The 26,505-nt window shown below is 69.4% G+C and carries 24 protein-coding genes and 1 pseudogene; 17 read left to right on the top strand and 8 right to left on the bottom strand.

The window, feature by feature from the left end; genetic code table 11:
• Nucleotides 1–28 precede the first annotated feature (28 nt).
• The 4 genes and pseudogenes from aspS to ACFOWZ_RS30885 form a co-directional block, all read left to right on the top strand.
• On the top strand, nt 29–1,801 hold the full coding sequence (aspS, locus tag ACFOWZ_RS30900) for an aspartate--tRNA ligase (protein WP_382377438.1): 1,773 nt from the start codon (nt 29–31) through the stop codon (nt 1,799–1,801).
• A complete protein-coding gene (locus ACFOWZ_RS30895) occupies nt 1,801–2,742 on the top strand; it encodes a DUF389 domain-containing protein (protein WP_382377437.1) in 942 nt (313 codons plus the stop codon). Before aspS ends, ACFOWZ_RS30895 begins: the two co-directional genes overlap by 1 nt.
• A 102-nt stretch (nt 2,743–2,844) precedes the next feature.
• On the top strand, nt 2,845–4,017 hold the full coding sequence (locus ACFOWZ_RS30890) for a hypothetical protein (RefSeq protein WP_382377436.1): 1,173 nt from the start codon (nt 2,845–2,847) through the stop codon (nt 4,015–4,017).
• Nucleotides 4,018–4,055: 38 nt separating this feature from the next.
• Nucleotides 4,056–4,598, top strand: a pseudogene (locus ACFOWZ_RS30885) (SGNH/GDSL hydrolase family protein); the annotation flags it as partial.
• A gap of 180 nt (nt 4,599–4,778) precedes the next feature.
• Here ACFOWZ_RS30885 and ACFOWZ_RS30880 read toward each other — a convergent pair.
• Both ACFOWZ_RS30880 and ACFOWZ_RS30875 read right to left on the bottom strand, forming a co-directional pair.
• Nucleotides 4,779–6,122: a sensor histidine kinase gene (locus ACFOWZ_RS30880; protein ID WP_382377435.1), complete on the bottom strand. Its 1,344-nt coding sequence runs from the start codon at nt 6,120–6,122 to the stop codon at nt 4,779–4,781.
• The gene (locus tag ACFOWZ_RS30875; RefSeq protein ID WP_428829547.1) at nt 6,100–6,816 is read right to left on the bottom strand and encodes a response regulator transcription factor; all 717 of its coding nucleotides are present in this window, start codon (nt 6,814–6,816) and stop codon (nt 6,100–6,102) included. The genes ACFOWZ_RS30880 and ACFOWZ_RS30875 overlap by 23 nt, the downstream gene beginning before the upstream one ends.
• A 99-nt stretch (nt 6,817–6,915) precedes the next feature.
• On the opposite strand from ACFOWZ_RS30875, the gene ACFOWZ_RS30870 reads away from it, so the two are divergent.
• From ACFOWZ_RS30870 to ACFOWZ_RS30860, 3 genes are all read left to right on the top strand, one after another.
• Nucleotides 6,916–8,631, top strand: a complete 1,716-nt coding sequence (locus tag ACFOWZ_RS30870; protein WP_382377434.1) for a bifunctional metallophosphatase/5'-nucleotidase — start codon at nt 6,916–6,918, stop codon at nt 8,629–8,631.
• 74 nt (nt 8,632–8,705) lie between these two features.
• The gene (locus tag ACFOWZ_RS30865; protein ID WP_382377433.1) at nt 8,706–9,164 is read left to right on the top strand and encodes a hypothetical protein; all 459 of its coding nucleotides are present in this window, start codon (nt 8,706–8,708) and stop codon (nt 9,162–9,164) included.
• Between the two features lie 10 nt (nt 9,165–9,174).
• Entirely contained in the window at nt 9,175–9,480 is a 306-nt protein-coding gene (locus ACFOWZ_RS30860; protein WP_382377432.1) for a sunset domain-containing protein, read from the top strand.
• Here the strand turns inward: ACFOWZ_RS30860 and ACFOWZ_RS30855 are convergent.
• Entirely contained in the window at nt 9,435–9,935 is a 501-nt protein-coding gene (locus ACFOWZ_RS30855) for a hypothetical protein (protein ID WP_382377431.1), read from the bottom strand. The genes ACFOWZ_RS30860 and ACFOWZ_RS30855 overlap by 46 nt on opposite strands.
• Before the next feature lie 22 nt (nt 9,936–9,957).
• Here ACFOWZ_RS30855 and mug point away from each other — a divergent pair, with 22 nt between their 5' ends.
• Both mug and ACFOWZ_RS30845 read left to right on the top strand, forming a co-directional pair.
• Nucleotides 9,958–10,452 carry a G/U mismatch-specific DNA glycosylase gene (gene mug, locus ACFOWZ_RS30850; protein ID WP_382377430.1) on the top strand — a complete coding sequence of 165 codons (495 nt, stop codon included), beginning with the start codon at nt 9,958–9,960 and terminating at the stop codon, nt 10,450–10,452.
• A 192-nt stretch (nt 10,453–10,644) separates the two neighbouring features.
• Complete coding sequence (locus ACFOWZ_RS30845; RefSeq protein WP_382377428.1) at nt 10,645–13,473, top strand: AfsR/SARP family transcriptional regulator; 2,829 nt, start codon at nt 10,645–10,647, stop codon at nt 13,471–13,473.
• Here the strand turns inward: ACFOWZ_RS30845 and ACFOWZ_RS30840 are convergent, their stop codons facing one another.
• Nucleotides 13,474–14,025, bottom strand: coding sequence for a hypothetical protein (locus tag ACFOWZ_RS30840; RefSeq protein WP_382377427.1), 552 nt, complete (start codon nt 14,023–14,025; stop codon nt 13,474–13,476).
• A 144-nt stretch (nt 14,026–14,169) separates the two neighbouring features.
• On the opposite strand from ACFOWZ_RS30840, the gene ACFOWZ_RS30835 reads away from it, so the two are divergent.
• The 4 genes from ACFOWZ_RS30835 to ACFOWZ_RS30820 all read left to right on the top strand — a co-directional run bounded on the left by ACFOWZ_RS30835 (nt 14,170) and on the right by ACFOWZ_RS30820 (nt 16,603).
• Nucleotides 14,170–14,637 (top strand): hypothetical protein, encoded by a 468-nt coding sequence (locus ACFOWZ_RS30835; protein WP_382377426.1) that lies wholly within the window; start codon nt 14,170–14,172, stop codon nt 14,635–14,637.
• Nucleotides 14,638–14,683: 46 nt separating this feature from the next.
• The gene (locus ACFOWZ_RS30830; protein WP_382377425.1) at nt 14,684–15,442 is read left to right on the top strand and encodes an LLM class flavin-dependent oxidoreductase; all 759 of its coding nucleotides are present in this window, start codon (nt 14,684–14,686) and stop codon (nt 15,440–15,442) included.
• A 75-nt stretch (nt 15,443–15,517) separates the two neighbouring features.
• Nucleotides 15,518–16,147, top strand: a complete 630-nt coding sequence (locus ACFOWZ_RS30825) for a DUF4041 domain-containing protein (protein WP_382377424.1) — start codon at nt 15,518–15,520, stop codon at nt 16,145–16,147.
• Between the two features lie 21 nt (nt 16,148–16,168).
• Nucleotides 16,169–16,603, top strand: a complete 435-nt coding sequence (locus ACFOWZ_RS30820; protein WP_382377423.1) for an SRPBCC family protein — start codon at nt 16,169–16,171, stop codon at nt 16,601–16,603.
• On the opposite strand, the gene ACFOWZ_RS30815 is transcribed toward ACFOWZ_RS30820, so the two are convergent.
• The 3 genes from ACFOWZ_RS30815 to ACFOWZ_RS30805 are packed head-to-tail and all read right to left on the bottom strand — an operon-like array spanning nt 16,597 to nt 19,531.
• On the bottom strand, nt 16,597–18,135 hold the full coding sequence (locus ACFOWZ_RS30815) for a phytoene desaturase family protein (protein WP_382377422.1): 1,539 nt from the start codon (nt 18,133–18,135) through the stop codon (nt 16,597–16,599). The genes ACFOWZ_RS30820 and ACFOWZ_RS30815 overlap by 7 nt on opposite strands.
• A complete protein-coding gene (locus tag ACFOWZ_RS30810; protein WP_382377421.1) occupies nt 18,132–18,995 on the bottom strand; it encodes an NAD-dependent epimerase/dehydratase family protein in 864 nt (287 codons plus the stop codon). Before ACFOWZ_RS30810 ends, ACFOWZ_RS30815 begins: the two co-directional genes overlap by 4 nt.
• Entirely contained in the window at nt 18,992–19,531 is a 540-nt protein-coding gene (locus ACFOWZ_RS30805; protein ID WP_382377420.1) for a hemerythrin domain-containing protein, read from the bottom strand. Before ACFOWZ_RS30805 ends, ACFOWZ_RS30810 begins: the two co-directional genes overlap by 4 nt.
• Nucleotides 19,532–19,742: 211 nt before the next feature.
• Between ACFOWZ_RS30805 and ACFOWZ_RS30800 the strand changes: the two genes are divergently transcribed.
• Together ACFOWZ_RS30800 and ACFOWZ_RS30795 are read left to right on the top strand one after the other, a co-directional pair.
• On the top strand, nt 19,743–20,981 hold the full coding sequence (locus ACFOWZ_RS30800; RefSeq protein WP_382377419.1) for an ABC transporter substrate-binding protein: 1,239 nt from the start codon (nt 19,743–19,745) through the stop codon (nt 20,979–20,981).
• A gap of 102 nt (nt 20,982–21,083) precedes the next feature.
• Nucleotides 21,084–22,061, top strand: coding sequence for a hypothetical protein (locus ACFOWZ_RS30795; RefSeq protein WP_382377418.1), 978 nt, complete (start codon nt 21,084–21,086; stop codon nt 22,059–22,061).
• A 61-nt stretch (nt 22,062–22,122) separates the two neighbouring features.
• On the opposite strand, the gene ACFOWZ_RS30790 is transcribed toward ACFOWZ_RS30795, so the two are convergent.
• Nucleotides 22,123–24,447, bottom strand: a complete 2,325-nt coding sequence (locus ACFOWZ_RS30790) for a Tex family protein (RefSeq protein WP_382377417.1) — start codon at nt 24,445–24,447, stop codon at nt 22,123–22,125.
• Nucleotides 24,448–24,495: 48 nt separating this feature from the next.
• Between ACFOWZ_RS30790 and ACFOWZ_RS30785 the strand changes: the two genes are divergently transcribed.
• Together ACFOWZ_RS30785 and ACFOWZ_RS30780 are read left to right on the top strand one after the other, a co-directional pair.
• Nucleotides 24,496–25,587, top strand: coding sequence for an alkaline phosphatase family protein (locus ACFOWZ_RS30785; RefSeq protein WP_382377415.1), 1,092 nt, complete (start codon nt 24,496–24,498; stop codon nt 25,585–25,587).
• 11 nt (nt 25,588–25,598) lie between these two features.
• Nucleotides 25,599–26,459, top strand: a complete 861-nt coding sequence (locus ACFOWZ_RS30780) for a patatin-like phospholipase family protein (protein ID WP_382377413.1) — start codon at nt 25,599–25,601, stop codon at nt 26,457–26,459.
• Nucleotides 26,460–26,505 lie beyond the last annotated feature (46 nt).

Raw genomic sequence — 26,505 nt, 5'->3', positions numbered from 1 at the left:
CTGACTTCGTCTACAAGGAGCCACCACCGTGTTGCGCACGCACGAGGCCGGATCACTCCGGGCCGAGCACGCCGGGCAGTCCGTCACCCTCACCGGGTGGGTCGCTCGCCGGCGTGATCACGGCGGTGTCATCTTCATCGACCTGCGCGACGCGTCCGGTGTGGCCCAGGTCGTCTTCCGCGAGGGCGAGATGGCCGAGCGCGCGCACCGCCTGCGCAGCGAGTACGTCATCAAGGTCACCGGCGACGTGAGCAGGCGTCCGGAGGGCAGCGAGAACCCCGACCTTGCCACCGGTGCCATCGAGGTCTACGTGAGCGACCTCGAGGTCCTCAACGAGGCCGCGCCGCTGCCGTTCCAGGTCGAGGCCGAGGGCGAGGTCGGCGAGGAGGCGCGTCTCAAGCACCGCTACCTCGACCTGCGCCGCAGCGGCCCGGCCAAGGCCATCCGCCTGCGCAGCGAGGTCAGCCGGATCGCGCGCGAGGTTCTCCACGGCGAGAAGTTCGTCGAGGTCGAGACGCCGACGCTGACCCGCTCCACCCCCGAGGGCGCGCGTGACTTCCTGGTGCCGGCGCGGCTGCGTCCGGGCTCCTGGTACGCGCTGCCGCAGTCGCCGCAGCTGTTCAAGCAGCTGCTGATGGTCGGTGGCCTGGAGCGCTACTACCAGATCGCGCGCTGCTACCGGGACGAGGACTTCCGCGCGGACCGCCAGCCGGAGTTCACCCAGCTCGACATCGAGATGAGCTTCGTCGAGCAGGACGACGTCATCGCGCTGACCGAGAAGCTGCTCGCCGCCATCTGGAAGGAGACGAAGGACGTCGAGCTGCCGCTGCCGTTCCGCCGCATCTCCTACGCCGAGGCGATGGCGAAGTACGGCTCGGACAAGCCCGACCTGCGCTTCGACGTCGAGCTCACCGAGCTCACCGAGTACTTCAAGGACACGACGTTCCGGGTGTTCCAGGCGCCGTACGTCGGTGCCGTGGTCATGCCGGGTGGTGCCTCCCAGCCGCGCCGCACGCTCGACGGCTGGCAGGAGTTCGCCAAGCAGCGCGGCCACAAGGGCCTCGCGTACGTGCTGGTCCAGGAGGACGGCACGCTCGGCGGCCCGGTCGCGAAGAACCTGACCGACGCCGAGCGCGACGGCCTGGCCAAGGCGGTCGGCGCCAACCCCGGCGACTGCATCTTCTTCGCCGCGGGCGAGGCCCGTGACGCGCGCGCCCTGCTGGGTGCGGCCCGTGTCGAGATCGCGCACCGCGTCGGCCTGGTCGACGAGAACGCGTGGGCGTTCGCGTGGGTCGTCGACTTCCCGATGTTCGAGGCCGTCGACAAGCTCGAGGCCGGTGACGTCGCGGTCGGTGGCGGCAAGTGGACGGCGCTGCACCACGCGTTCACCTCGCCGACGCCGGAGTGGATCGACAACTTCGAGACCGACCCCGGCAACGCGCTGGCCTACGCCTACGACGTGATCCTCAACGGCAACGAGCTCGGCGGTGGCTCGATCCGTATCCACCGCGCGGACGTGCAGCAGCGCGCGTTCAACGTGATGGGCATCGGTGCCGAGGAGGCGCAGGAGAAGTTCGGCTTCCTGCTCGACGCGTTCAAGTTCGGCGCCCCGCCCCACGGCGGCATCGCGCTCGGCTGGGACCGCCTCTGCATGCTGCTCGCGGGTGTCGACTCGATCCGCGAGGTCATCGCGTTCCCGAAGAGCGGCGGCGGCTACGACCCGCTGACCGCGGCTCCGGCGCCGATCACCGCGCAGCAGCGCAAGGAAGCCGGCGTCGACGCCAAGCCCGACCAGAAGTAATGCTCAGGCTGCGGGTGGTCTGCCCGGCGGAGGAGTCCGAGGCCGCCCAGAAGATCCTCCGCGACCACGCAGGGGCCACCCACCTGGTGGTCCTGCGTGGCGCGGCGATCGACCCCGAGGGCGACCTCATCACCGCCGACGTGGCGCGTGAGGCCGTCGACGAGATCGTCGTCGCGCTGTGCGACCTCAGCATCGACCACACCGGTGGCGTCACGATCGAAACGATCGACACGTCGCTGTCCGACGCAGCCGACCGCGCGGAGGAGAACGCGCCGGGCGAGGGCTCGGACGTGATCGTGTGGGAGGAGCTGATCGCGAAGTCGGGCGAGGAGTCCCGGCCGAGCGTCACCTTCCAGGCGTTCCTCACCATCGCGTGCCTGCTCGCGGCGGTGGGCGTCGCGACGAACTCGCCGGTGACGATCGTCGGCGCGATGGTCGTCGGGCCGGAGTTCGGCCCGCTCGCCGCCATCGCGGTGGGGCTCGTCGCGAAGCGGTGGGACCTGGTCAGACGAGCAACACTCGCGCTCGCGATCGGGTTTCCGCTCGCGATGATGATCACGTCCGCGCTGACGTGGCTCGGCGAGCTCGGCGGCCTGTTCGACAGGGCGTCGTTGTTCGACGGGCACCAGGTCGACTTCGTCTACCAGTTCGGGCCGTTCTCGCTGATCGTCGCGTTGCTGGCGGGCGCGGCGGGCATGCTGTCGATGACGTCGGCGAAGTCCGCGGCACTGGTCGGCGTGTTCATCTCGGTCACCACGGTTCCGGCCGCCGGTTACGCCGCGCTGGCCGCTGTTCTCGGAGTGTGGGACAGAGTGGGGCCCGCCGTTGCCCAGTTGGGCATCAACTTGATCGGTATTGTCGCCGCCGCCGCGCTCGTTCTGTTGATCCGCAGGCGCCGGGCAACGGATGGTGTTTCCACACGTCCACTGTCCAAGGGGTGATCCGGGAACAGCTCGAGCCGTTATCAACGAGTGGTGGTGGTCGCAGCCCGGCCCGATTAGCGTCGGTCCGGCTCGAGGACATGGGGAGTAGGGTCGGAGGGGATGAGCGTGGAGATCACCGCGGGCCCTCCCGACACGACTTCACCGGAAATAGCGGACGCTGTCGGGGCGGCGGAGCGGGTACTGACCAGGCGACTGGGCGCACAGGTGCGCCTCGCGGACCCCGAGGCTCTCGGGGGTACCGGTCGTTCCGTCGTCATTCGCGTGAGAGTCGCTTCCTCGCCGTTCTCCATGCCGCGCACGCTCGTGGTGAAGCGCTATCCGGCTGGTTCCGGCGATCGTGACCCGTGGGCGCACGAGGCGGTCAGCCACCAGCTGCTGACGGCGCTTCCGGCAGAAGAGCGCGCTACGCCAGAGCTTTTCGCTCACGACGCGACGTCGCGTCTGGTCGTGCTGGAAGATCTGGGTCGTGCGCCGCGTCTGTCCGAGAAGCTGCATGCGAAAGACGCGCGCGCTGCGGAACGTGGTCTGCTGTCGTGGGCGCACGCCATGGGACGCCTGCACGCCACGACGGCGGGCCGTGACGCGGACTTCGACGCGTTGATGCGCCGGGCCGGTGCGCAGTGCTGCCAGGACCCGATCGCGGTCGACGTGCACGCGGCCATCGCGGGGTTACCGGCGCTGCTCGAGTCCACGTTGGCCGTTGAGACCTCTCCGCACGCCATCGAGTTCGCCGCCGAGGCCGCACGGGCGTTCAGCACCTCGCGGCGGCGCGCGTTCAGCCCTTCGACGTCCTGTCCGGACAACCACCTGGTCACCTCGCGCGGTGTCCGTTTCGTCGACTTCGAGGGCGGCTGCGTCCGCGACATCGTGTTCGACGCCGCCGCCCTGCGCGTGCCGTTCCCGTCGTGCTGGTGCGGCTGGGGCCTGCCGCCGGGCATGTCCGAGGCCATGGTCGCCGCGTGGCGGGCCGAGGTCGGGGCGGTGTGGCCCGAGATGGACGACGACACGGTGCTCTTACCGCGTCTGCTGGAAGCGCAGCTGCTGTGGGTGTGGCTCGCGACGTGGCGCGCGCTGTCCAAGCCGATGCCGAGCGTCGTCAACGCACCACCGCGCAGCGTCGTGCTGGCGGGCCGGTGGGTGCGCCTGCGGTCCGACGCGCTGATCCTCGGCGAGAAGACGGTCGCCTCCCACGCCGACGCGGTGGTCGGCGCACTGGTCGACCACTACGGCGCCGAGGTGCTCGAACTCCCGCTTTACCCAGCATTTCGCTGAACCGTTCCCGCACGGTCATTCCAGGATCACCGGGCGAGATGATCCTGAGTCGCGTGCTGGTGTTACTCGGTGACTCGACAGCGGTCGGGATCGGCGACCTCGTTCCCGGCGGCTGGCGCGGCTTCGGCCCGCTGCTCTCGTCCGCGTTCGAGGACAACGGCTACCGCAACTACGCCGTCTCCGGTGCCCGCCTCGCCGACGTCAGGCGCACCCAGCTGCCGCAGGCGCTGCGCGACGAACCCCGCGCCGCCGTCGTCATCGCCGGTGTGAACGACACGCTGCGATCGGACTTCTCCGTGCGGCGGATGCACGAGGACCTCGACCACATCTGCCGCGCGCTGACGGCCGCGGGCGCTTCCGTGGTCACCGTGCGGTTCCACGACCAGGGCCGCGTGTTCAAGCTGCCGGGCCGGTTGCGGCGGGTGCTCAAGGAGCGGATCGACGAGTTCAACCGCGTGATCGACGTCGTCGTCGCGCGGCACGGCGTGCGGTGCGTGGACCTGCACACGTTGCCCGGCGCGTACGAGCTGCAGACGTGGGCGGTCGACCGGCTGCACCCGTCCGAGCGCGGCCACCGGATGCTCGCGCGGGCGTTCGCGTCCGAGCTGCGCGCGCTCGGGCACCGGGTCGGCGACGTGAGCCTGGAGTGCTCCGGCGGGCGCGAACTGACGGTGTGGCACCACGTCGCGTGGTTGCTGCTCAAGGGGATTCCGTGGCTCTGGCGGCGCGGGGCGGACCTGATCCCGTTGCTGTGGGAGCCGTCATCCGGCGCGCAGCGAGACGGTGAACGTGGTCTTGCCCGGGACGCTCTGCACGGACACCTCGCCGTCGTGCGCGCCGACGACGGCGGCCACGATGGACAGCCCCAGCCCCGTGCTGCCGGCGGCGCGTGACCGCGAGCTGTCGCCGCGGGCGAACCGTTCGAAGACCTCCAGACCCTCCGGGATGCCCGGCCCGTCGTCGGTGACGGTGAGGTCGATCCGTCCGTTGTGGACGGTCAGGCCGGTGGTGACCGTCGTGCCGGGCGGGGTGTGCGTGCGGGCGTTGGAGAGCAGGTTGCCGAGAACCTGGTGCAGTCGCTGGACATCGCCCTGGACCGTGACGGGGTCGGGCGGCACCGCGATCCTCCAGCTGTGGCCCGGTGCGGAGATCCGCGCGTCGCCGACCACGTCCAGCACGAGCTTGGTCAGGTCGACCTCCTCGCGATCCAGCGGGCGGCCGTCGTCGAGGCGGGCGAGCAGCAGCATGTCCTCGACCAGCGACGTCATCCGCACGGCCTCGGACTCGACGCGGCTCATGGCGTGCGCGATCTGCGGGCTCACGTCCTCCTCCGAGCGGCGGGTCAGCTCGGCGTAGCCGCGGATGGCGGCGAGCGGTGTGCGCAGCTCGTGGGAGGCGTCCGCGACGAACCGGCGGACGCGGGTCTCGCTGTCGTGCCTGGCTTTCAGCGCGTCGCCGACGTGGCCGAGCATGCGGTTGAACGCGAGTCCGACCTTGCCGACCTCGGTGTCGGGATCGGTGTCCGGCACGCGTTCAGCGAGCGCGACGTCACCTTGGTGCAGTGGCAGCTCGGAGACGCGGGTGGCGGTGTCGGCCACGCGGTCGAGCGGCACCAGGCTGCGGCGGATGATCCTGCGGCCGACCAGGGCCGCCGCCGCCACGCCCGCCGCGGTGAGGGCGACCATGAGCCAGATCATCCGCCACACGACCTCGTCGACCGGGCCGGACGGCAGGCCCTTGATCCGCGACTGGTCCACGTTGACGCGGAAGTGGCCCTCGGCGCCCATGTCGACGGAGTGGGCGCCTGGGCTGAGCCCGGTCAGCGCCGCGGTCTCCTGGGCGTTCATCACGCGCATCTTCTTGCGCGGCAGCTCGATGGTGCCCTTGACCTCGCCGTCGACGATCATCGCGTTGATGCCCGGTGCGCGCGCTCCCACCGGGGACTGCACCAGGTCCTCGATCTGGCGGTCCAGGTCCTTGGTGAGGAACTCGTGCAGCGCGAACACCGCGACGACACCGGTGACGACCGTGAGCACCACCAGGACGACGATCTGGCCGAAGATCAGCCTGGACCGCAGCGTCTTAGGACGAAGGCTTGAGGACATAGCCCGCGCCTCGCATCGTGTGGATCATCGGTGCGCGCCCGGCGTCGATCTTCTTGCGCAGGTAGGAGATGTACAGCTCGACGATGTTCGCCTGCCCGCCGAAGTCGTAGCTCCACACCCGGTCGAGGATCTGCGCCTTGCTCAGCACGCGCCGCGGGTTGCTCATCAGGTACCGCAGCAGCTCGAACTCCGTAGCGGTCAACGAGATCTGCTCACCACCACGTGTCACCTCGCGCGTGTCCTCGTTCAGAGCGAGATCGCCGACCACGAGTCGTGCGCCCGCGTCCTCCTCCGTGACTCCCGTGCGCCGCATGAGTGCACGCAACCGCAGCACGACCTCTTCGAGAGAGAACGGCTTCGTCACGTAGTCGTCGCCGCCCGCGGTGAGGCCCGCGATGCGGTCCTCCACGGCGTCGCGCGCGGTCAGGAACAGCACCGGCAGGTTCGGCTGCTCCGCCCGCATGCGCCGCAGCACCTCGAAGCCGTCGAAGTCCGGCAGCATCACGTCCAGCACGACGGCGTCCGGGCGGAACTCCCGTGCGGTCGTGACGGCCGTGGAGCCGTCCAGGGCGGTGCGGACGTCCCACTTCTCCATGCGCAGCGCCATCGTCATCAGCTCGGCCAGAGTGGACTCGTCGTCCACCACGAGCACCCGGACGGGTTGCCCGTCAGGCCTGCGGAGCTCGGACTTCATCGTGCGCATGGCCTCCATGGTCGCTGGCGATCCTGTGTACCACCTGTGAGACCCGTCCACCGTTCGGGCGATTGGCGGTTACGTCAATTGTGAGGAGCTATGTTCGGTTTGAGGCCCGACGAGTTGACGGAGGTGAGCGGCCTGCGCACGTTCACGCTGACCGTCATGGGGTCCACCGACCTGCACGGCAACCTGTTCAACTGGGACTACTACCTCGACCGCGAGTTCGACGACTTCGCGCACAACGACGTCGGGCTCGCGAAGATCTCGACGCTGGTCTCGCAGGTGCGTGCGGACGTGGGGCGCCACAGGACGTTGCTGCTCGACGCCGGTGACACCATCCAGGGCACACCGCTCGCGTACTACTACGCGAAGGTCGAGCCGATCACACGGGCGCACGTGCACCCGATGGCGGCCGCGATGAACGCCATCGGCTACACCGCCGCGGCGGTGGGCAACCACGAGTTCAACTACGGGCTGCAGGTGCTGCGGACGTTCGAGCGGCAGCTGGAGTTCCCGTTGCTCGCGGCCAACGCTCTGGACGTGACCACCGGGCAGCCCGCGTTCCCGCCGTACGTGATCAAGACGGTGTGGCGCACCGGCGGGCCGCCGTTGCGGGTGGGGATCCTCGGGCTGACGAACCCCGGGATCGCGGTGTGGGACCGCGCCCACGTCGAGGGCGTGCTGACGTTTCCCGGTCTGGTGGAGCAGGCGCTGCACTGGGTGCCGGAGGTGCGGTCGAAGTCCGACCTCGTGGTGATCGCGGCGCACTCCGGCGCGGACCTCTCTTCGTCGCTGGGGGATCAGGTGCCGTTCCCGGAGAACTGCGCCGAGCTGGTGGCCGAGACGGTGCCGGGCGTCGACGCGGTGCTGGTCGGCCACGCCCACGTGGAGATCCCGCAGCGGTTCGTGACGAACAAGGTCACCGGACGGCCGGTGCTGCTGACCGAGCCGTTGTTCTGGGGCAAGCGGCTGTCGCTGATGGAGTTCGACCTGCGCTACGACCAGCGCTGGGAGCTTGTGGCGTCGCGGTCGGAGGTGCTGTCGTCCGCCTCGGTGGAGGAGGACCCGCGGATCGTGCGGCTGCTGCGGCACGACCACGCGAAGGTCGTGGACTACGTCAACGCGCGGATCGGCACGTGCGCCGGGGCGATGTCGGCGGCGCGCTCGCGGTTCGAGGACACACCGGCGTTGCGGTTCATCAACCACGTGCAGGCGCTGGAGATCGCGAAGTCGACGTCGCTGCCGGTGGTGTCGTTGTGCGCGCCCTTCAACCGGGCGGCGGCGATCCCGGCGGGGGAGGTGTCCATCAGGGACGTCGCGGGGCTCTACATCTTCGACAACACACTGGTGGGCGTGCGGCTGACCGGCGCGCAGCTGCGCGACTTCCTGGAGGAGTCGGCGCGGTACTTCCGGCAGGTGTCCGGACCGGGGCCGTTCTCGGCGGCCGAGGTGTCCGCGGACGTGCCGGACTACAACTTCGACATCGCCTACGGCCTGACCGCGCCGCTGACCTACTCCATCGACATCGCGCAGCCGGTCGGCTCGCGGATCACCGATCTGAGGTTCGGCGGTGAGCCGGTCGCCGACTCGTTCGAGTTCGCGGTGGCCGTGAACAACTACCGGCAGGCGGGCGGCGGCGACTTCCCGCACATCGCGTCCGCGCCCGTGCTGCACAACCAGCAGCAGGAGATCCGCCAGCTGCTGATCGACTGGGTCAAGGCGGCGGGCGTGCTGAACCCGGCCGACTTCACCGGTTCGGACTGGCGCCTCGTGGCCGCGGGCTCGCCCGTGGAGGTAACCCCGAACGGGTGAATTCGGGCGTGTTGTCCAGGGCCTTCTGCTCCAGGTGGTGGCATGGGGTCGCCCGAATGAGATAGGTCAGGCGCGTGCAGTTGCTGCAACGCGTCTTCGTCGGCGCCCTCGTCGTGCCCGCGTTGCTCGCCACGGCGGGCCTCGCGGCCCATCCCGCGCCCGACGTGACGCCCGGCCACCTCGTGGTCGCGGTGCGCTCGGCGGAGATCGTGCTGGCCGGCACGGCGGGAACGGCGGGCGAGCGCCAGGAGGTCGTGGACGCCGTGCGCGCGCTGACCGCGGCCCACCGGATCACCGACATGATCACCCCCAACGCCGGCGAACGCATGCCCGTCTCACCGGACGTGGCCGCCGCCCTGCTGGAGGCGGTGCTGGACCAGGGCGTCACCGACTTCACCGGCGTCGTCCACAAAGGACACCTGACCGCCTCGGCGCGCGTGGCGGACCCCGAGCGCGCGGGCTCGCTGAGCGACGCCCTGCGCGCCGCCGCCCCGGGCCTGCGCGTCGACGAGGACTTCACGACTACGGGCTAGGAGCTGTTCGGTGTTCGGGTTCTTCTTCCAGATGTTCCTGCTGTGCGCGGGCGCGTTCCTGGCGGGCGTGCTGCTGACGTGGCTGACGATGAGGCCGCGGGACTCCTCCCCCGAGGCGCCGCTGTCGATCATGGAGGAGCCGGTCGCGGCGGTGCCCACGATCAAGGCGAACTCGCGGACGATGATGTACCACACGCCGGAATCGCCGTACTACAAGCGGATGAAGGGCGACGCGTTCTTCCACTCGCCGGAGGACGCGCGGAGGGCGGGCTACACGATGTGGACGCCGCGGCCGCGGGTGCCGGTGTCGTCGTAGGCGCGGAGCCAGGTGTCGAGCTCCAGGTAGTCGGCGTCGGTGAGGCCGTGGCGCGGGTTCACCCTGTGCAGCAGGGCTTCGCCGTGGTGCTTCGCGACCCACGCGCGGTCGGACTCGGTGAGCTCGTCGTCGACCCAGGCGAACGGCCTGCCCGCCGCGAGCGTCACGAGACCTCTGGTCTTCCAGTGCAGACCCGCGCGGGCGTCCGCGGCCTCGGTGTCCGGGTCGTCCGGCCACGTCGCGACCGGCAGCTCCGGCAGGCCCAGCAGGGGAGCGAGGTGGGTGTTCGCCTCGTCCATCCACGTCGTGGCCCACATGAGTTCGCACGGCAAGGCTGCGAGCCACGGACCGTGCATCGGGTCGAGGCGTGCGAGGCCCGGGGTGCCGGGAACGCCGTCGCCGAACGGGAGGAGCGGGCCGTCGACGTCGAGGAAGAGGATCGGAAGGCCGGTCACCCGCACACCGTAAGCTCGGTCCGTGATTGCCGACGTGATCAAGCCCGGCCTCGACGTGCTCTTCTGCGGCATCAACCCCGGCCTCGTGTCGGAGGCGACCGGGCACCACTTCGCGCGGCCGGGAAACCGGTTCTGGCCCGCGCTGCATTTGTCCGGTTTCACCCCCAGGCAGTTCGCGCCCGCCGAACAGGAGGGGCTGCTCGAACTGGGGCTCGGCATCACCAACGTCGTCGCGCGGCCGAGTGCCAAGGCCGACGAATTAACAATTGACGAACTGAAAGCGGGCGGGGTCGAGCTTGCCGAAAAAGTCGAGAGGTATTCACCGAAAGTTCTGGCGGTGCTGGGCGTGACGGTGTACCGGGCCGCGTTCGGGCGCAAGAAGGCGCAGGTCGGGCCTCAGCAGGACGCGGTGGGTGGGGCTCGGGTGTGGTTGTTGCCCAATCCGAGCGGGTTGAACGCGCACTGGCAGCTGCCCGCGCTGGCCGAGGAGTTCGCGCGGCTCAAAGCGAGCCTGTAAAAATCGCAACAAAGGTTCACATTCATGCCCACTGAAAGTGGGCTGGACGGAGTGTTCCCGGTCTGCTTGCATCCACATCTGCGTCCATTCGAGTGGCCTTCACCCAGAAGCGGAACCGGGTACGCCGGGCTGCGTCAGAATTTGGCAATACCGCGCAGAACTTGGTGAATCATCAACACTGGTGGGGGCGCAGTGGAGGTCAGGATTCTGGGGCCGGTCGAGCCGTCCGTGCCGCCGAAGCCCGCGCAGATCTTAGCCGTCTTGGCGGTCGAGTGCGGGAAGATCGTTCCGGTCGAACGGCTCATCGATCTCATCTGGGGTGAGGAGCCGCCACCGCAGGCGCGGAAATCGCTGCAGGTGCACATCTCCAGCCTGCGCAGGGCCGGGTTGCCGGTCGAGCACCGGGCCGCCGGGTACGTCCTCAACTCCGAACCCGAGGAAGTCGACCTGCACGTGTTCCGCAGGCTGGTCGCGCAGGCCGGGGACGAGACCGACCTCAAGGTCAAGGCCGAGGCGCTCGGGCAGGCGCTGCGGTTGTGGCGCGGCACGCCGGTGGTGTTCGCGCAGACGCTCGACGTGCAACGGCTCGCCGCCGCAGAGATGTGGGTGGACGCGGAGCTGGCGCTGGGGCGCCACGCCGAGCTCGTCGAGAGGCTCGGGGCGTTCGTGAGCGAGTACCCGCTGGCCGAACGGCTGCGCGGTCAGCTCATGACGGCGCTCGCCAGGGCCGGGCGGCGGGCCGACGCGATGCGCGTGTTCCGGGAGACGCGCAAGGTCCTCGTCGACGAGCTGGGCGTGGAGCCGGGCGAGCAGCTCCAGCAGCTCTACCGCGACGTCCTGGAGGGCGCGCGGGACAGCCGGCGCAACTACCTGCCGCGCGACGCCGGTGACTTCACCGGACGGGACGGCGAGCTCGGGAGGCTGCTCGACAGCGACGGCGGCGTCTGGTGGATCGAAGGGCCCGCGGGTGTCGGCAAGTCGGCGCTGGCCGTGCACGCGGCGCACCGGCTGGCGGACCGCTATCCGGACGGGCAGCTGTTCGTCGACCTGCACTCGCCGTCGGGAGCGCTGGACGCGTTGCTGCGCGCGATGGACGTGCCGAGCGAGCGGATCCCGGAGTCCGCGGAGGAACGGGCGGCGCTGTGGCGGGCCACGGTCGGCGGGCGGCGCGTGGTGATCGTGCTGGACGGCGTCACGAGCGTGTCGCAGGTCAGGCCGCTGCTGCCCGGCAGTCCCGGCTGCCTCACGCTGATCACGAGCCGCAGCAGGCTGTCCTCGCTCGAAGGCGTGCGCCGGATCCCGTTGGACGTGCTGAGCGGCGACGAGGCCGTCACGCTCCTCAAGCGCATCCTCGGCGACGACCGCGTGGCGGACGAGCCGGACCAGGCCAGGGAGGTCGCGCGGCTGTGCGGGTACCTGCCGCTCGCGGTGCGGATCACCGGCGCGCGGCTGGCGGGGCGGGCGCACTGGCCGGTCTCGAAGCTCGTCAGACGGCTCTCCGACGAGCGGTCGAGACTCGACGAGCTGGTCGCGGACGACCTCGCCGTGCGGGCCGGCCTGGAGCTGACCTACCGGGCGCTCGACGAGAACGTCCGCAGCGCCTACCGGATCTTCGGGTTCCTCGGGCTGCCCGAGGTGCCGAGCTTCCTGTGGGCGCACCTGCTCGACGAGGACGTGCTCGACCAGCTCGTCGACGCGCGGCTGCTCGACGTCATCGGCAGCGCGCGGTACCGGATGCACGAGCTGGTGCGGCTGCACGCTCGTGAGCTCGCGGAAGCCGAAGACCCGCAACAGGAACGCGAGGACCTCGTCCGCCGGGCGGTGGTGGCCGCTCTGTCCACGGTGGACGGACTGACCGAACAGCTCTTCCTCGCCGTGCCGCGCATGCAGGACTCGCTGGGGATAGTCGCCTCCGCCGCGCGCCCGACCGACAAGGACGCCTGGTTCGCGCGCGAGGAGTCGTTGCTCGTCAAGCTCGTCGAACGCGCCGCGGAGCTGGACCTCGCGGAGATGGCGTGCCAGCTCGCGGAGGTGCTGGTCTTCGCCTGGTTCGGGCTCAGAAACCGGTACGAGGCCTGGGAAAGAACGCACAGGGCGGCGCTGGAAGCCGTGTGGCGGACCGGCGACCTGAGACTCGAGGCGGTGCTGCGGTGCAGCCTCGGGCAGATGCACTACAAGCGCGACAACCTGGCCGACGCGCGGTCGTGGTTCGACACCGCGAAGACGTTGTTCGTGAACCTGGGCGACAAGCGCGGCGAGGCCGTCGCCATGAACGGCATCGGCATGGTCTGCCGGGACGTCGGCGACTACCCGTGCGCGCTGGAGGCGTTGGGCAGAGCCCGCGAGCTGCTGGAGTCGCACGATCCCGAAGGTGTCGGGCACGCGCTCTACGGAATCGGCTCCATCAAACGAGAACTCGGTGACGACGAGGCGGCGTTCGACACGCTCGCGCACGCGGAGTCCGTGTACCGCGAGGCCCGCAGCAGGAGAGGTGAGGCTCTCGCCGCCCGCGGGATCGGGCTCGTGCACCGCGCCCGCGGCGAGCTGGACCTGGCGGAGGAACACATCGAGCGCGCCCACGAGATGGTCGCGGGCACCGGTGACGAGCTGCTCGGCTGCTACACCGCCCAGGCGTGGGCGAAGGTGCTGCTGCGCAAGGGTTTGCTCGACCCGGCGGAGGAGCTGATCCACACCGCGCTGAACGGCTGCCGCGACGTCGGCGACCGGTTCGGCGAGGCGCTCGTCCGCCGCACGCTGGGGGAGTGGCGGCTCGCTGCCGGTGATCATCCCGGTGCCCGCGTCGCGCTGACCGAGGTGCTCACGTCGTTCCACGACCTCGGCCTGCCGTTGTGGCGGGCGCGAACCCTCCGGGACCTCGGAGCGGTCCACGCCTGCACGGGGGACGTCGCAGGCGCGGACCGCTGTTGGGACGAGGCCGCGGGGATCTTCGCCCGGCTGGGCACCAGGGAGGTGGGGGAAGTGCGTCACTGGCACGCCCAGTGGGGCCTCGCGATCAGCTGATCAGCCGGTGATCTTCTTGTACTTCCACGGGGCGTAGCCGCCGTCCTTCAGCGTCGCGATCGACACCTTCTCGTGGTCCATGTCGGTCGCGGTGCTGCCCTCCTCGTAGATCCACGCGACGGTGTGGGCGTCGTTCGCCCACTTCTCGAACAGCTTCACGTGGCCGTTGCGCAGGATCATGTCACCGGGCTTGAGGCCGCCCCACGTGATCTTCGTGGCGACCTCGTCCAAAGTGGACGTGTTGCGGCTGGAGGTCAGCTTCCACGCCATGGAGACGAAGCCGGAGCAGTCCGTGCGGTACTTCTTGCCGTGGTTGATGTCCCACGCGTAGGCGCTCTGGCTGTACGGGATCTTGCGGTCCCACCAGTCCTTCGCCCGCTTCATGACCTCGGTGCGGCTGATCGAGCCGCCGTACCCGGCCGCCGCCTCGACCTGCGAGACGGCGGTCTCCTGCTCGGCAGGACCTTCCGGGGCGGCCTGGGCGATGCCGCTGAAACCACCCAGCAGGCCCAGTGAGATGGCGGTCGCCGCGACGGCGTGGCGAATGCGCATGCTTGTTGCTCCGATCGACTTGCTGCTGTTGATGACCGGACTGTCCACGGCAGTGCCAAAGATCGGCCAAAGGTCGATTTAGGCGTCTCTTTACCGGTCGTTCCTACCTTGTGCCGCACTTCGGTTTGGGCATAAGGAGAAAGCATGTTCGTTCGCACGATCGCCGCTGTGATCGCGATGTTCGCCGCTCTGCTGATGGGGGCGTCCGTCGCCTCGGCGGCGCCGGCCAAGTACACCCACGCGCAGGCGACCGCGCAGCTGCGCGCGGCAGGCATCAGTTGGACCTCGAGCGGCGGGTGCAGTGACCGCAACCGTCCGAACTGCACGTCGTTCGAGCAGATCAACCAGACGACCATCGCGGGAGCCAAGACGTTCAAGCGCGCGTCCGGCTGCGCGCTGACCATCACCGGCGGCACCGAGACCGGTCACGCGTCGGGCACCTACTCGCACTGGAACGGCTACAAGGTCGACTACCGGCTGTCGAGCTGCGTCAGCAACTACATCACCGGGACCTTCACGTCCATCGGTGGCAACAAGTGGAAGTCGGCCGCCGGCAACATCTACTACCGCGAGTCGAACCACTGGGACGTCACGTACCACAGCGCGGGCTGATCCAACTCTGTTGCTGAACCGCGGTGGGGCCGGTAGTAGTTGTCGGGTGACCACACTCGGCGCTGTCTACCGGCCCCAGCTCCCGCCCGAGAACCTGCGTTCCGTCGTCCTCGCCGCCGAGGAGTCCGGTGTGGACTCCCTGTGGCTGTGGGAGGACTGCTTCCTGGAGAGCGGCATCGCCTGTGCCTCAGCGGCTCTGGCCTGGACGGAACGGTTGAAGGTCGGCGTCGGGCTGCTGCCGGTGCCACTGCGCAACGTCGCGCTGACCGCGATGGAGGCGGCCACGCTGGACCGGTTGTTCCCCGGCCGCGTCACGATCGGCGTGGGCCACGGCGTGCAGGACTGGATGGGGCAGGTCGGCGCACGGGCGTCGTCGCCGCTCACGCTTCTGCGCGAGTACACCGTTGCGCTCAAGGCGCTCCTGGCCGGCGAGCGCGTCACGACGTCCGGCCGGTACGTGAACCTGACCGGTGTGGCTCTCGACTGGCCACCCGCCGCGCCGATGCCGATCTACGTGGGCGGGCTCGGCATGAAGACCCTGGACCTCGCCGGAGAGGTCGGTGACGGCACGATCCTCGACGCCTCCGCCGATCTCGACCGGGTGAGGACGATCAGGTCGTCCCGCGAGCACCCGGTGATCGTCTACGTGGAGACGGACTCGCGCGATCGCGCGTTCGTCACGGATCTCGTGTCCTCGGTGGCCGAAGCGGGCGCTACCAGCGTGATCTTGCAGCAGTCGGCAACGAGCGAGGACCCCGAAGGGTTCGTTCGATTCGTCGGTTCACTCGATGGGGTGGGTGCATAGCGCGCTAGATAACGGCGGATACCTCCTTGCGATGGAACGGTCATGGGCCTTTCGTCGCTGTTCGGGGAGGTAGACATGCTCGGGCGCAAGAACCGCCGGATCGCTGAGCTGGAGCAGGCCGTCGAGGGTCTGCAGGAGCTTCTCGCTCGAATCGGTGACGCCCGAACAGCGCAAGACAACGCGCTGGAAGAGGTCGACCGCGCGGGCGCCGAGCTCGTCGCGTTGCGGCACCGGATCAAGAACGCCCGTGCCGAACTCCAGCCGTTGTCCGAAGAGCTCACGTTCCAGCGCGCCGGTGTCTTCCGCACCGACGCCGCCGCGGACCACCAGGCCCAGCTCGACCTGATCCACGGCGAGATGAAGACGCTGATCAAGACCGGCGCCGCGATCGAAGGCGGCGGGCAGGTCACCTACAACGGGTCGGACGCCACCGGGCGCCGGCTCGTCGAGGACTGGTCGGCGCTGATGCTCCGCTCGTACAACTGCGAGGCCGAGAACTGCCTGCGCATGTTGCGAGCCGGTGGCCTGGACGCCGCCCGCAGGCGGCTCGATCGCGCGGCGTCGGCGATCGAGCGGCTCAGCGGCACGTTCGCCCTCCGGATCTCGCCGCGCTACCAGGCGTTGCGGACCTACGAGCTGGAGCTCACCGCCGACCACCTGCAGCGCAAGGCCGAAAGCCGCCGCACCCGCCGGATTGCCTCCTGACAGGCGGGGTACCTCCTGTGCGTGGCTGAGGTCTCTCTGAACATCGAAGCGCCCGTTGACGCCGTGTGGGCCGTGCTCGCCGACGGCTGGTCGTACGCCGGATGGGTGGTGGGCGCGTCGCACATCCGCGACGTCGACACCGGCTGGCCCAAGCCCGGCGCGCGCATCCACCACAGCGTCGGACCGTGGCCGCTCGTCATCCAGGACACCACCGAGGTGGTGCGCTGTGAGCCTGCGCGGTTGCTGGAACTGGACGCGCGGTTGTGGCCCGCTGGGGCCGCGCGGATCACGTTCACGCTGGAGGACCGTGGGCAGTTCACGCACGTGCGCATGGCTGAGCGCGTCGTACGCGGTCCGTCGACCCTGTTGCCCGACGTCGTGCAGGACCTGCTGCTGACTCCGCGCAACCGGGAAACGTTGCAGCGCCTCAAAGCGCTGGCGAAGGGCCGTCAGTAGAGGGCGCGTTGTGCGCCTTGGACGAGTGCTTTGTACAGGCCGCCTGCCGCGCCCCAGCGCGCGAGTGCCGCCCGTGCCGCGTTCGCGCCCGCCGCGCCGTGCACGCCGCCGCCCGGCCACGCCGAGGACCCGGTGAGGTAGAGGCGGTCGAACGGGGTGTCCGCGCGGCCGAGACCGGGCACCGGCCGGAAGATCAGCTGCTGGTGGATGGCCGCCGTGCCGCCGTTGACCGAGCCGATGTCCGCCGGGCCCAGCACCGAACGCCCGATGATGCGGGAGCGGAAGCCTGGCGCGCGTTCCTCGATCATCAGCTCCATGCGGTCCGCGCGGCGTTTCAACCGGTCCGGCGTCCAGTTCCCGCCCAGCGGCACGTGGGTGTACGCCCAGGCGGCCTCGGTTCCGGCGGGGGAGCGGGACGGGTCGGTCGTCGTCATCTGGCCCAGGATCATGAACGGGTTGCGCGGCACCTTGCCGCACGCCAGCTCGTGCGCCACGCCGGCCAGGCCGTTCACGTCGCCGCCGAGGTGGACGGTGCCCGCCTGCGCGGCCTCGGGGTTGGTCCACGGGATCGGGCCCGACAGCGCCCAGTCGACCTTGATCGTGTCGCCGTCCCACTGGAACCGCTTCAGGTCCTCGACGAGCTTCACCGGCAACGCGTCCGCGCCGATCAGGTCCAGGTAGAGCGACGGTGCGGTGACGTCGGCCAGAACTGCGCGGCGTGCGCGCACGACCGAACCATCAGCCAGACGCACGCCAACGGCGACACCGCGCGCGTGCAGCACGTCCGTCACCTTCGCGTTGGTTTCGACACGCCCGCCGAACCTGCGGACGAGGGACGCGGCCAGCTCACCCGCGCCACCGCGTGGCACCGGGTTGCCGACGTCCTGCCCGAGCATGGCCAGCAACCAGCCGAAACCCGCACCACCGGCCTGGTCCGGGCCGAGGTCCGAATGCATCGTGTTGCCCGCCAACAACACGCGAGCGCCTTCACCGGCGAAGAGCTCCTCACCGAGCCGCCGCACGGGCTGGGTCAGCAGTCGCGTCAACCGCAACGTGTCGCCGAGACCGAGCGTGCGCAGCAACGACAGACCACCGCGCACGGGCGGGAAGGGGCGCAACAGCCCGTCCAGCACACCGTCGCGGACCTGCCGCCAGCGCGCGTACTCGGCCTGCCAAGCTTCGGCGTCCGAGTGTGCGAACGCGCCGACGGACTTCGCGGTGACGTCGACGTCACGAGAGAGGAGCGCGACTCGATCGTCTGGCAGCACATGCGCCAGCACGGCCGGTGCGTGTTCCCACTGCACGTCGAGGTTCAACGCGCCGATGACGGGCGAACCGAGGCCTAACGGGTAGAACGCGCTGTAGACGTCGTTCGTGAACCCGGGCGCGGTCGTCTCGGCGGAGGCGACGGCGCCGCCGGGGGTGGCGCGCTGTTCGAGCACCAGCACGTCCCAGCCCGCGTCCGCCAGCAGCGTGGCGGCGACCAGGCCGTTCGGGCCTGAGCCGATGACGACCGCATCAACCTCGTTCACGCACGCCCTCCCATTGCCATGACGACCTCGCTCAGCACATCACGCGCGTCGTGTTCGGGCCACCATCCCAGATCTTCGTGGGCTCGGGTGGTCCGTACCAGAGGTGCCTGATCGGCCATCCGGACCCACTCGGGGGTGAGCGGCTGCAACCCGAGCTTCGATGTCGCCCCCGCCAGCTTCTCGATCACCGGGTACGGCACGGGCAACCGGCCGGCGCCGACGCGTTCGGCGATCATCGGCGCGGTCAGCACCGGTTCGGAGGCGAGGTTGAAGGCGCCCAACGCCTTACGACGCACTATCTCCACGATCGCGCGCGCCACGTCGTCGGAATGCACGAGCTGCAGACGCAGGCCGTCCCACAACGGGAGCGGCAGCCACGGCAGCAACCGCGGCGGGAGCCAGCGGCCGAGCAGCCAGCGCCGCAGCTGGTCCGCCGCGGACGCCTGCCCGATGCCGCACGGCCTGATCACCGTGCACGGCAACGGGTACCGGCTGATCATCTCCTCCAGCCGCACCTTGTGCGCGCTGTAGGAGCTGCCGGGGATGCCCGTCACGGGCCACGACTCGTCGACCCTGGACCAGCGCGCCGCCGGTGCGTAGGCGGCGACCGACGACGCGCAGACCAGGTGTCCGATCTCCTCTTTCACGCAGGCAGCGAGCACGTGCTCGCTGCCGTCGACGTTCGTCTCGCGGTTCGTCGGTTTGATCGCCCACGCGAGGTGCACCACGACGTCGGCACCGCGGATGGCGTCCCGCAACGACGACAGCGCGCGCACGTCCACACCGACGTCCTCGAACTCGATGTGACGTCGTAGCGCCGTGCCGACGTTGCCGGAGCCGCCGGTGACGACGATCCTCACCCGAGGACCTTGCGGATGGCGTCACGAGCCTTGTCCACCACGGCCACGACCGGGCCGAGCGCCAGGTTCGCGATCGGGCTCTCGACACCGGGGTGCGGGCGCGTCGGCGCGATGGCCTCGGCGGCCTCCACGGCTTTCGCCATGCGTTCGAGACGTTCCTGGTCGTGCACCTTGCGCAGCAGCGGGAACTCGGCCTCCTCCTCGTGGTCGGCATGGGCGAGCACGTCGTCGCGCAGCTGCACGAGCAGCGTGTCGAAGCCCTCGGCGTCGGGCCCCATGTCGTCCATCGTGCTGAGGAGTTCCTTCGCGCGGTGTTCCTCCGCGACCCGTGCGTCCACGATCGGCTCGCCGCCGTTCACGCGTGCGACGGCGGGGTGCACGATCTCCTCCTCCGCCGTCTCATGGATGGAGAGCAGTCGCACGAGCCGATGCCATGCGTCCTTGCGTTCGTCGCCGGTAGCGGTCTCGACCTCCGCGAAGAGCGTGCGGATGGTCGCGTGTTGTCGGTGCAGCAGCGTGATCACGTCATCAGCCATGCCGTCCGGATACCCGAAAAGTGATCGACAACGCCGTATCTCATTTCGTTTGTTGCCGAAGAGCTAGCACACTCCGTAGTCGAGCGGTAGTCACATGAACCGACCCTGCCTGTGTTCCGTACCACATAAGTAGGCATTGTGTTACGACTCAACTAATACTGAGCTACCGCTTAGTATGTTCGGCTTCGATCTTTCGACCAAGGACTGCTGCATGCCCTTCCGCCGCCGTGTACTGCCCACCGCCTTAGCGCTCGCCGTCCTCGTGGCCGGCTGTGGCGCGAAGGAAGACCAGAAGGTCCAGGTCAAAACCGGGCCGGGCGTCACCGACGACAAGATCTCGCTCGGCGTCCTCACCGACCTGACCGGTCCGTTCAAGGCGTCCGCGCTGACCCGCATGAAGGGCTACGAGCTCTACCTGAAGCAGATCAACGACAGCGGGGGCATCTGCGGGCGCAAGGTCGAGATCAAGCAGAAGGACCACGCGTACGACGTGCAGAAGGCGCTCGACGCCTACTTCGAGCTGGAGCCGCAGGTTCTGGGCCTGCTGGAGCTCGCCGGCACGCCGATGACCACGGCGATCGAGCCCGACATCATGCAGACCCGCACGCTCACCGCGCCCGCGTCCTGGTCCGCGTCGCTGCTCGGCAACCCGCACATGATGATTGTGGGCACCACCTACGACCTCGACGTCATCAACGGCCTCGACCACTACAAGCGCCGCGGTGTCATCAAGGAGGGCGACACCGTCGGTCACGTGTACGTCCAGGGCAGCTACGGCGACAACGCGGTCGAGGGCAGCCGGTTCGTCGGCCAGCAGTGGAACATGAAGATCGCCGAGCAGCCGATCGGGGAGACCACGGCCGACCTCGCCCAGCAGATCGGCGCGCTGAAGGCCCAGGGCGCCAAGGCGATCGTGCTCAGCACCGCTCCCGCCCAGACCGCCGCCGCGGTGGGCGTCGCGGCTGCGTTGAAGTGGGACGTGCCGTTCATGGTCAACGTCGTGGGCTACGACCCCGCACTGCTGGACTCGCCGGTCGCCGCGGCCGTGGAGAAGCAGGTGTCCGTGGTGACGTCGGTGGCGCCGTTCGCCGGCACCCAGCCCGGCCCGCGCGAGGTGGCGGCGGCGTTCAACAAGAACTACCCCAACGACAAGCCCGCGCTGTACGTCGACCACGGCTACACGGTCGCGAAGGTGTTCCTGTCGGTCGTCGAGAAGGCCTGCAAGAACGGTGACCTCACGCGGGACGGCGTGCTGAAGGCGTTCCACGACACCAACGGCCTGGACACCCAGGGCCTCACGGGCGCCCTGCACTACTCGCTGGTGGGCCGCCCCTCGTCCACGCAGTCGTACATCACCAAGGTCGACAGGTCGGCGCCCGGCGGTCTCACGACCGTCGAGGAGCTGTTCGAGTCCGAGCTGGTGAAGGCCAAGGGCACGCGCGCCAAGTAGGACCTGATCGATGAAGGGAACCTTCATCCACCACAAGTGGATGAAGGTTCCCTTCATCGCCGTGGATCAGAATTTGTCAGGGCTGCTGAGCACCATGGGCTCATGGAGCGAGGTAAGTGGAACAATGTTGAGGACGAGCTCTGGCAGCACAGCCGCTTCGGCGTGATCCGTGCATCGGAGCTCGAGACGCTTGGAATTGGCCAGACGACCACGTACCGGCAGTGCCAGCCAGGCGGCCGTTGGCGCCGCCTGCTACCCGGAATCGTGTTGCTCGAACGGTCGGAACCGACAACTCGGCAGCGGGTCGAGGCTGCGTTGATGTTCGCGAGACACGGCGCTCTCGTCACAGGTCTCCAGGCGGCGCGGCTCTACAACCTGCGTGCTGGCCCTGATCCGGAGTTCGTGCACGTCCTCATACCTCACAAGTACTGCGTGCGGAGCTCAGGGTTCGCCGTGGTGGAACGAACGGTGTTCTTCCCACCTGCGTTCCTTCGCGACGGTATACCTCTGGCCCCTCCCACACGCGCCGTTCTGGACGGAGTGCGCCGTCTGCGGGACCTTGATCCCGTTCGCGCTCTGCTGATCGAAGCCGTTCAAAGCGGACTTGCTGACCCGGCCCAACTCCGTCGCGAGCTGGACACGGGCACCAAGCGAGGAACTGCTCTGCCGAGGCGAGTGCTGAACGAGATCGATATGGGTGTGCGGTCGGTGGCCGAAGCAGACGCGTTGGAGATCTGGCATCAGGCAGGACTGCCGACGCCGCATTGCAACGTCGTCATCGTCGACTCGGAGGGCCGCTACGTCGGTATGCCGGACACGTGGTGTGACGAGGTCGGGCTCGCTTGGGAGATCGACAGCAACGAGTTCCACTACAGCAAGGACGCCTACGCCAAGACGCTGGCGCGCAACTCAAGGTACGCGGCGGTTGGCATCAGTCTTGTGCAGACTCTGCCATCGCGCCTGCGCGTTGAACCGGATGCAGTGATCGCGGAGCTCCGAGCCGCCTACTCCGTAGCGTTGGCGCGTCCCCGGCCACCCGTACACATGAAGAACTCAGGAGCAACCGCGCAGCGGGCCTGAGAAACGATGAAGGGAACCTTCCTCCACCTGAGGTCGAGGAAGGTTCCCTTCATCGTTTGAGCTACTTGCCGAAGCCGGCCTTGCGGAGCGCGTCCGCCATCGAGCCGCTCGCCGGCGGCGGCGAGGTGCGCTGCTGGCCGCCGCGCTGCTGTCCACCACCGCGCTGAGGACGACGGTCGCGACCGCCACCGCCGCCCTGCTGCTTCGGAGCGGGCTTGCCCGGCTCGTCGGTCAGGCGCAGCGTCAGGCCGATCCGCTTGCGGGCCTCGTCGACCTCCAGCACCTTCACCCGCACCACGTCACCGGACTTCACGACGTCGCGCGGGTCCTTCACGTAGTTGTTGGACAGGGCGGAGATGTGCACGAGGCCGTCCTGGTGCACGCCGATGTCCACGAACGCGCCGAACGCGGCCACGTTCGTCACGACGCCCTCCAGCACCATGCCGGGCTTGAGGTCGGCGATCTTCTCGACGCCGTCCGCGAAGGTCGCCGTCTTGAACGCCGGGCGCGGGTCGCGGCCGGGCTTCTCCAGCTCCTTCAGGATGTCCGTGACGGTCGGCAGGCCGAACTTCTCGTCGACGAACTTCTCCGGCCGCAGCTTCGTGAGCACCGAGGTGTTGCCGATCAGCTCGGCCCCCGCCTCCTGCTGCATCTTCCGCACGACCGGGTACGCCTCGGGGTGCACGGAGGACGCGTCGAGCGGCTCGTCACCGCCGCGGATCTTGAGGAAGCCCGCGCACTGCTCGAACGCCTTCGGGCCCAGGCGCGCCACGTCCTTCAGGGCAGTGCGCGTCTTGAACGGACCGTTCTGGTCGCGGTGCAGGACGATGTTCTCCGCGAGACCGGCGGTGATGCCGGAGACGCGGGTCAGCAGCGGCACGGACGCTGTGTTGAGATCCACGCCGACCGCGTTCACGCAGTCCTCGACCACCGCGTCGAGCGAGCGCGACAGCTTCGACTCCGACAGGTCGTGCTGGTACTGGCCGACACCGATGGACTTCGGGTCGATCTTCACCAGCTCGGCCAGCGGGTCCTGCAGGCGCCGCGCGATCGACACCGCGCCGCGGATCGACACGTCGAGGCCGGGCAGTTCCGACGACGCGTAGGCCGACGCCGAGTAGACCGACGCGCCCGCCTCGGACACGACGATCTTGGTGAGCTTGAGCTCGGGGTGACGCTTGATCAGGTCGGCGGCGAGCTTGTCGGTCTCGCGCGAGGCAGTGCCGTTGCCGATCGCGATCAGGTCGACGTTGTGCTGCTTGGCCAGCGCCGCGAGCTTCGCGATCGACTCGTCCCAGCGGTTCGCGGGCACGTGCGGCTGGATCACGCCGTGCGCGACGACCTTGCCGGTGGCGTCGACGACCGCGACCTTCACGCCGGTGCGGTAGCCGGGGTCGAGGCCCATCGTGGCGCGCGTGCCGGCCGGGGCGGCCAGCAGCAGGTCGCGCAGGTTCGAGGCGAACACCTTCACGGCCTCGTCCTCGGCGAAGCTGCGCAGGCGTCCGCGCAGGTCGATGCCCAGGTGCACGAGGATCCGGGTCCGCCACGCCCAGCGCACGGTGTCGGTGAGCCACTTGTCGCCCGGCCGGCCGCGGTCGTCGATGCCGAAGCGGGCCGCGATGCGCACCTCGAACGACGAGGGACCGCCCTCCTCGTTGGGCTCCTCCGGCTCCAGGACGAGGTCGAGGACCTCCTCCTTCTCGCCGCGGAACAGCGCGAGGATGCGGTGCGAGGGCAGCTTGGCGAAGGGCTCGTCGAACTCGAAGTAGTCGGCGAACTTGGCGCCCTCGGTCTCCTTGCCCTCGCGGACCTTGGAGACGACGCGGCCGCGCGTCCACATCTGCTCGCGCAGCTCGCCGATCAGGTCGCCGTCCTCGCCGAACCGCTCGACCAGGATGGCGCGCGCACCCTGCAGGGCGGCCGCGGCGTCCGCGACCTCCTTGGCCGGGTCGACGAACTTCGCGGCCTCTTCCTGCGGGTTCAGGTTCGGGTCACCCAGAAGTGCGTCGGCCAGCGGTTCGAGACCGGCTTCCTTCGCGATCTGGGCCTTCGTGCGGCGCTTCGGCTTGTACGGCAGGTAGAGGTCCTCGAGCCGCGCCTTGGAGTCGGCGGCGAGGATCTGCGCTTCCAGCGCCTCGTCGAGCTTGCCCTGCTCGCGGATCGAGGTGAGGACGGCCGCCCGGCGCTCCTCCAGCTCACGCAGGTAACCGAGCCGTTCTTCGAGCGTGCGCAGCTGCGCGTCGTCGAGACCGCCGGTCGCCTCCTTGCGGTATCGGGCGACGAACGGGACGGTCGCGCCACCGTCGAGCAGTTCGACAGCAGAGCTGACCTGGCCGGCGGCCACGCCGAGCTCGTCAGCGATCTTCTGGTGGATGAGCGTTGTCACAGCGCGCCATTCTGCCCGTTGTCCGTTTCGGCGTGGCACGGTGTCCTGGTGACCATCGCCGAGGTCGTTCCCTCACTGCTCGCGGGCCTGGACGTTCCGGGTGCCGACAACACGTTGGACCTGCCGTCCGCACGGCGTGTCGTGCTGCTGCTCGTGGACGGGCTGGGACATCACCTGCTGCGTGAGCACGCCGAGCACGCCCCGTTCCTGTCGTCGCTGGCCGGTCGCGAGATCTCGGCGGGCTTCCCGTCGACCACCGCCGCCAGCATCGCCTCGATCGGCACCGGGTTGCTCGCCGGAGAGCACGGCATCGTCGCCTACACGTTCTGCGTCGGTGACGAGGTGCTCAACTCGCTGACCTGGTCGCGCGCCGGCGATCACCACCACGACCTGCGCAAGACGCTGGTGCCCGAGGTCGTGCAGCCGCACCCGACGCTGTTCGAACGCGCGGCGGCGGCCGGGGTGGCGGTGAGCGCGGTCGCGCCGCTGGCCCACCGCGGCAGCGGCCTGACGCGGGCGGCGCTGCGCGGCGCGTGGTACCGCGGCGCCGCCGGGTTCGGCGATCTCGCGCTGGGCGCGGTCGCGGCAGTCCGGCAGGACCGTTCGTTCTGCTACGCCTACCACCCCGATCTCGACACGATCGGGCACTTCTACGGACCGGGGTCCGAGGAGTGGTTGCTGCAGCTCGAGTTCGTGGACTCGCTGGCAGAACGCATCGCCTCACGCCTGCCCTCCGGCGCGGTACTGGTCGTCACCGCCGACCACGGCATGATCACCGTGGACGACCGGATCGACTTCGACACCGAACCCCTGCTGTGGGAGGGCGTTCGCGTGATCACCGGTGAGCCTCGCGTGCGCTACCTGCACACCGAGAGCGACGAGGTGCTCGACGTGTGGCGCGAGTTCCTCGGCGACCGCGCGGACGTGCTGTCGCGGGAGGACGCCGTGGAGGCCGGGTGGTTCGGCCCGGTCGGCCCCCTGGCCGTCGACCGCATCGGGGACGTCGTCGTGGCGATGAGGAAGTCCGCCGTGGTCGTGCGCAGCCAGGCAGAACCCCTGCTGAGCAAGCTGACCGGGATGCACGGCTCGCGGACCCCGCAGGAGCTCGCAATCCCGCTGCTCGTCCACACCGCACCTTAGGATCATCCGACGTGACGATCTCATTGCCCGGACCTGTCGCCTTCGTGCTCGGTGGCGGCGGAAGCCTCGGCGCCGCGCAGGTCGGCATGCTGCGCGCGTTGCAGGAGCACGGCGTGCGCCCGGACCTGGTCGTGGGCACCTCGGTCGGTTCGGTCAACGGTTCACTGCTGGCGCTCGACCCGGAGAAGGCCGCCTCGAGGCTGGCCGTGCTGTGGGAGGGCATGACCCGCCAGCGCGTGTTCCCCGGCGGCCCGATCGCGCAGCTCCGTTCGTTGCGCACCAACAAGACCTACTTGTTCCCGAACACCGGCCTCGCCGACGTGCTGGCCGAGGGCCTCGACGGGTGCACTTCGTTCGAGAGCCTCACGTTGCCGTTCGGCGCGGTGTCGGTGGATTGCGTGACCGGTGAGGCCGTCAACATCACGTCGGGCTCGCTGGTTCCCGCGATCCTGGCCAGCGCGGCGATCCCGGGCGTCTACCCGCCGGTGCGGATCGACGACCACGTCCTCTACGACGGTGGCGTGCTCGCCAACGTCCCGATCCGCCAGGCGCTGGCGATGGGCGCGAAGTCGTTGGTGGTGCTGGACTGCGCGTTCCCCGGCCACCTGCCCGGGGTGCCGGAGACGTTGGCCGAGACGCTGCTGTTCTGGGCCACGCTGGGCATGCGCAACCAGGCCGTGCTGGAGGTGGAGCTCGCGTCGCAGCAGGCACCCGTGCTGTACCTGCCCGGTCCGCCCGTGCAGGCCGTGACACCGCTGGACTTCTCGCACACCGCGGAGCTGGTCGAGGCCTCGTACGCGGCTTCGGCGGCGTTCCTGACGACGCTGGAGATCGCGGGGGCCGGCCTGTACGGCCACCCGTCGCACGGCTGAGACATCGGCTCATTTGGAGCCTTTATCGATTCGGTTGGCGATGTAA

Source organism: Lentzea rhizosphaerae (genome assembly GCF_042649515.1).
Lineage (GTDB): Bacteria > Actinomycetota > Actinomycetes > Mycobacteriales > Pseudonocardiaceae > Lentzea > Lentzea aerocolonigenes.
The sequence above is the reverse complement of the archived record's forward strand: the minus strand, read 5'-3'. Positions and strand labels throughout refer to the sequence as shown.